Source organism: Lamprocystis purpurea DSM 4197 (assembly GCF_000379525.1).
In the GTDB taxonomy this organism is placed as follows: Bacteria; Pseudomonadota; Gammaproteobacteria; order Chromatiales; family Chromatiaceae; genus Thiodictyon; species Thiodictyon purpureum.
On the sequence record NZ_KB902393.1, the window covers coordinates 1 to 6,475 of the forward strand.

A 6,475-nucleotide genomic window follows, 5' to 3' on the forward strand; every position below is an offset into this window, starting at 1 on the left:
AAGAAGGCGACCGGGACGGCGGGGAAGAAGCCGGTGAAGATCGTGCGGGCCAAGGAGACGCCGACGGAACCCTGGCAGATGACGCGCGCCGAGTTCGCGCGGCAGGAGAACAAGCCCAAGCTGGAGCGGATGCAGGCGGCCATGCGCGCCGGCCNGACCATCGTTCTACCCTCGCGCACCAAGCCGCTGGGNTACACCAAGCCGGACATGCTGCGCCTGGACGCCAGTGGGCAGTTGCAGGCGCAGAACGGGGGCAAATGGCTCAGTGTCAGTGACGACGACATGCGTCACATGCACGTCCAGGCGGGCGGCACCGAGCCGGCGTTTATGGATCGCGTCTCGCACGCAGAACATGTCGAGGATGCCGTTGTTGCCGGGCAGCCGGTGCCGGCCGCGGTCCTGGCCGAGTATCCGCATTTGGCGGTGCGGCCGGGGTTTCCGCCGACGAAGACCGTCTTCGGCGATGCGTATGTGGCGCGTGATGGGCAGTGGCAACTGGTGGATGATGACGATGAAAGCGAGGATTACGATCACGTCACGGTAGAAAAGAAGAACCCCGCAGGGCTAACAGGGAGCGATGACGGGTCCGGCACGCCGGGATCATCGCCTACCCTTCCGTTTGCGGGGTCCAAGAACAGCTTAGACGACGCGTCGGTGGGAAGCAAGGCCGCTGGCGCGAACACGAGGGCTGGCGCTGTTCGACCGGGTAAGGGGGCTCGCCCCTCTGGCAGCGGTACCGACAGTGTAGCGCAGACGCAAGATGCCAAAAGCGCCCTCGACGGGATCTCAGCATCGTCGAGCGCACAAGCGGCAGGGCTGAATCCGGCTCCCCCTGGCAGCGCCTCTGACCTTTCCAGTGTAGCAGATGGGAAGGGAACTGGACGCGCCACGAGGCCTGACACTGACGCACTTGATAGCGGGGGTGACACCGCTCGCCCCGCTTCCAGTTCGACTTCAAGTGTAGCCGCTGGGGCAGCGTCGGACCAGGGTGAGGAAGCCGCTGCCTGGACCGGTTTAACGCCCAAACTTCGCTTGTCCGCGGTCATGTTTGCAGATGCCGACATGGCGACCGGAGACGGACGCCCGACCGCGCGGGCGAAACGGATGGCTGACGGATCATGGGCCGATTTGTCGGAGTCCGCCAAGCGCCAGGCCATGCCGTATGTGCGCGAGCGGATAGCGCGCAACAAGGCGCTCGATCCAGCGCCAACGCCCCCGGCGCCCGGTGATCCAGAGCCCCGCGCGCCGCAGGAGGCGCTGGGGTACGACCCGAAGGCGGTAAAAAACACCATTGGGGGCGTCGCGTTTGAAGCCGTGCGGATGGATCGGCCAATACCTCACTGGCGATTGCGTCAGGTCGCGACTGGCGAGACGTATGCATCCGGAGTTTTCCCCAGCGCGTCCAAATCGAAGCTCTGGGCCGGGGTTGCCGACGTGTTGCGGCGCATCGGTCCGGATGAATTTGCCCGCCAATTTGGCAGCAAGCCCATTGTCCTCATCGGCGCCACCCCAGCCGACCGGGAGGCGATTGCCGGGGCGGCGAGCGGCCCCAAGGACGGCGACATCAACGCCGACGGCCTGGTGTTCAGGGGCGGGCGATGGCATCGCGAAGACCCCGCCCCCGCCCTGGACCTGACCAGCGAGACGCCCGACGACCTGAAGCGCAAGAACGCTGTGGAAGCCGCCAAGCAAGCCGCTGACGCGGAAGCCGATCGACGGGCCAAGGCCGATCAGGAGCGCGAGCCGTTCGTGCTGAGCGGCAGCAGCCGCAAGGTGGACGAGCTTGAGGCGCGCGGGCAGGGCAATTTGTTTGACGGGCTGGACACCAAGCCGACACCGCCGCCGCCAGCCGCTGCGACTCAGCCGCCTGATGACCTGGACCCCAGCAGCCCTAACTACCGCTACCGCGACACCGGCTATGTGCCGGGCAGCCGCAAGGAAGACGCGGCCAACCTCCTGCGCACCGCCAAGCGCAGCGGGGCACGGGTGCGCGGCACCGCCATCGATTGGGAGACCCTGGAAGCCAACCCGCGCGAAGCCAAGGAGGTCATCACCAAGTCGCACCTGTTCGGCGCGGTCGATTGGGACGCGCTCAAGGCGGACGGGATGGAACCGGCCGCGGGGTTCTTGGTCGATCGGGTCTACGCCGCCGTCGGCAAAGAGCCGGCCAGCGATACGCCGCAGGCGCGGCGGGATTACGCGACCGGCCTGGAGTCGTTGCGAGATCGCATGGAGCGGTGCAAGACGCCTGACGAGGTGACCAAGGTCCTCGCGGAGATCAAGGACGAGTATGAGGGGGTGGTGCTCAACGAACAGGAAGCGCAAGCCTACGCGGACCTGCAATCGCAGTATGACGTGACGATGGCGCCGTATCATGAGTACCGGAAGCAGCGCACGCGATTCGAAGAACAGATGCAGACCGCAAAATATGCGATGTATCGAGCGGAAGGCATTGTTGCAAAAAAGAAAGGGAAAGCCTCTGACGCGGAAAAAGCCGACCTGAAGGCGGCAAAAGAGCGGTCAGACGCAGCGTTCCAGGTGATCATCGATTTCGACGCGGCGAACCCTGAGCACGCGAACGAATGGCGGAAAACGCCGGACGGCGGGTCGACCAACACCAGCGCAACGGAACTTGCCGGGCGTGCGATCCGGACGAAAATGCAGGCCGTCACGGCGCGCGCCAAAGCCCGCAACGCCATCGAAAACCCCCTGCATCGCGCTTGGCACCAGTTAGGCGAACGCTTCAACGGCGTCATCAACTACCGCAGCCACCAGGGCTCGGACGCGTTCGGCAAGCACGTGGCCAACGCCAAGGGCGGACGCATCACCGATTGGTCGTGGGCCGAACAGTCACCCAAGCCGGGCGCGGTCAAGGGTGCGTCGGAAGAATCCACGCGCTTCCAACTGCTGGTTGCCGACACCTACGAGCGCACCGGCGGCCGAGCGGTCCCGGTCGACAGCACCGCGGCCCTCAAGGAGGCCTTCAAGCTGCGCGAGGTCCAGTCCGGTAACTGGGTCTTGCGCGATGTCAACAGCGCCAAGTTCCACACCGAGCAGACCGCACGCGCCTTCGCCGACCTGGCCGACCTGATCGGTGTGCCGGATCAGCAGATCGCGATGAACGGGCGCCTGGCGCTGGCTTTCGGTGCCCGCGGCAAAGGCAATGCCGGGTTTGGCGGCGGCGCCCGCGCCCACTACGAGCCGGTACAACGCGTCATCAACCTGACCAAGATGGGCGGTGGCGGCAGCCTGGCCCATGAGTGGTTTCACGCCTTCGACAACCTCCTGGGCGAGGCGCTTGGCATGGCGATGGGCAAGGATGCATTTTTGACTGAAGATCCATCCGCGCTCCCGGCCGGCGAGCTGCGCGACGCGTTCCATGGACTGCGCGCGGCGCTGCATGAGGGGCCACATCAGATCACGGTGAACGTGCCCTATTCGGGCGAAGACTATCGCCTGGCCCAGCGCAACGTCACCCGCGATCATCTGCCGGAAGGGATGCGCGACTACGGGATGCCGGCGCCCGCCAAGCTGATTCGCGACGCGGGCGATGTCCATGCCGCAACCCAGGCGGTCGACGCCTTCTTTGCCAAGTACCCGCCGACCAACCGCAAGGCGCAAGGACAACTCAAGCAATGGCGCGCCATCGCGGCGGCCTACTATGGCGGCCAGGAACACGGCGGCGCGATCCGCGTAGCAGCGGGGCCGGCGATGTCGAGCTTTGCGCGCGAGGCGACCTATCTGGACGAGGGCAAGNCNNNGTCNTACTGGTCNAGNACNAAGGAANTGGCGGCGCGCGCCTTCCAGGCGTGGACCGAGGACCGGCTACGCGACCAGGGCCGGCAATCCGACTATCTCAGCGTGAAAGCGGACAACACGTGGTATCGCAGTCCGTTTGGCGATCCCAAGCCGTTCCCCGAGGGCGAAGAACGCACGCGAATCAATATCGCATTCGATCGGCTGATGACGGCAGTCTCGCGGGGCGANNTGCTGGCCAAGGCNNTGCTGACGGTGGACGGGCCNCGCTACCTGTTCTTCAAGGCGATCGGGGCGAAGCCGACCGCGCCGGACTGGTTGCTGCGGTTTCCCGAGGTCGANCGATGATCGCGTGCGGGCGCTACCCTAAACCCGGCCGTAACCGGATGCTCGCGAGATGACGCAGCCCTTTATTCCAGCAGCATGGGGATGGTCTGGCCTTTCTTCGGGAAGGCCCGGTCCAAACTGAATTAGGCGTCAGCCGCCGATACTGGCCCGCGTCGTGACGCCACACTGGCGCCCAACCCCCTGACGCCAGGCCGCGCCCATGCCAAGACTGCTGTTCTTCCCCCATCGCGCCCCCGCCCTTGTGGCCTTGATGAAGGCGTACATCCATGGGCATTACCGGCTGAGCCCGAAGACGCACGCGCGGGTCTGGGTCGACAGCTACACCGACAAGCGCCCCGAGCGTGGCCGGACCACCTTCGCCGACTGGGCGGCGCGCAAGGCGCATTTCGAGCACCATCTGGGCCATGGCCGGCAGCGCGAGGCGTTGCACGCGTTTCACGACCTGGGGCACGACGAGGCGCACCAGCTCGCCGGGGAACTCGGGTTGCACGCGGGTGAGCAGCACGCCAGCAAGAAAGACCTCATGGAAGCCGTTCACGGCAAGCTCGCGGACAAGCGGCAGGCGCTGCAAGCCGCCCTGGTGGCGACCGAGCGGGCGAAGTGGGCGGAGAAGAAGGCGGCAGGGACGGTGGGAAATAAGCCGGTGCCGCAGTTTGTGAAATCGCCAGATGGCGGGACCGACTTTGGAAAGGTCCCTCAGATGGATAGCATCCTGTCGGCCGGCAAAGCCTTTCCCGCTGCGCCGATCCGATTGGAGGAAGGTGGCGAGTTCGGACGCCAGCACATTTCCGCCGAACGGTTACAGGAGTTCCAGGCCAACGGCTACCCCAATGCTGCCGCCATGCTGGACGATGTGGCACAGCACTTCACGCACATTTTTGAACAACCCAACGGTCGCCTGCTGCTGGTCAAGCGCAATGGTCGAGCGAAGTTTGCGGCAGTCGAGTTGCAGCCAAGTCGGGCGGACGCCTATTACGGCGTAACAACCATGTTCTTGGAGGACGCCAATCCGCGCGGCAAGCCTTACGAAGAACGCGGTGGAAGGAAGTTGCTCTGGCCTGTCGCGCAGGCCGCACACTCCGGCAGTGGCACCCCGTTTCCTGCCGCTGCCAACAAGGCCGGGGCGGCGACAGCAGGCGCTCGGGAGAGCAATTCAAGTGTAGGCCAGGGGACCGGGGAGGGCAAGGATGCGGCCGATCCCGACCACGCGGCCAGGATCGAGCAGATTGCAGGCCACTATCGCGCGCTCAATGTCGCCAACAACAAGGCCCGCGGTCAAGACCTCTCGCCCGCGGTTGGCACCCGTGATCGCGCGTTTGCCGCGGCCGTGGTTGCTAAGGATGTACGCCGCTTGGGGCCAGCCGGGTTCAATTTGACCGATCAGGATGCCACCCCAGCCGGGCGGCAGGCGTTCACCGATGCCACCGGGGTCGTCTTACCGAAGACGGTCGCGGGGTCCTGGAAGGCGCTACGCGAATGGGCCGGAATATCTGATGAAGCCGAAGCCGAGCACCAGGCCGCGCGCAAGGTCGAGTTAGAGGTTCACGCGCTGGAGCGCATGACCCGACTGAGTAACGCCGCGGATGTGATCGCTTGGGCGCGCAAGAAAGTGGATGACGGATTTGATCGGATCATCAAGGGCGATGACGGCCACCTGTATCTTGTCGATGAGCATAATTCAGGTTTCGACTTATCCAAACGAGGCGAACGCAAAGCGCTTGTTCGCCCTCTGCTGACGGCGTTGATTGAGCACAAGAAGACGAAGGCCGCGCTGACTGAGCCGGCTGCGCAACCAGCAGCGCCTGAACATGCCATAGAAAAAGCCATCCCGCAGTTCGTGCACCGCCCGCACACGCCCATGTTGCTGTTCTTCCCCCACCGCGCCCCTGCCCTCGTCGCCTGGCTGGAGAAAGCGTACATCCATGGGCATTACCGGCTGAGCCCGAAGACGCACGCGCGGGTGTGGGTGGATTCCTACACCGACAAGCGCCAAACCAAGGCCGGGCAGATGGAGTTCGCCCATTGGAACCATCGCAAGGAGCATGTGCGGCAGAACCTCGCCCACGGGCACACGACCGAAGCCCTTCAGGCATTCCATGACCTCTCGCACGGCGACGCCCATCAGTTGGCGAGCGACCTGGGGCTGCATGACGGCTCGGTGTTCCACGCGAACAAGAAGGCGCTGATGACCCATCTGCACGCGNACATCACGCGCCAGCAGGAGGAACTGAAGGCGAAGGTGCAGGCGCAGGAGGAGGCGAAGGCGGGGCAGGCCGAACAGAAGGCAGTGCCAAAGGCATCGCGGAAGAAGAAGGCAACCGACAAGGAATCCGCGTCGGTTCGAGAACCCGCCCCCGACCCCCGCGCCCTA

Annotated in this window: 1 protein-coding gene; it reads left to right on the plus strand. The window is 65.1% G+C overall.

Annotated elements, in window-relative coordinates:
• Window positions 1-3,711 precede the first annotated feature (3,711 nt).
• Entirely contained in the window at window positions 3,712-4,104 is a 393-nt protein-coding gene (locus A39O_RS43780) for an LPD1 domain-containing protein (protein ID WP_456073016.1), read from the plus strand.
• Window positions 4,105-6,475: the final 2,371 nt, after the last annotated feature.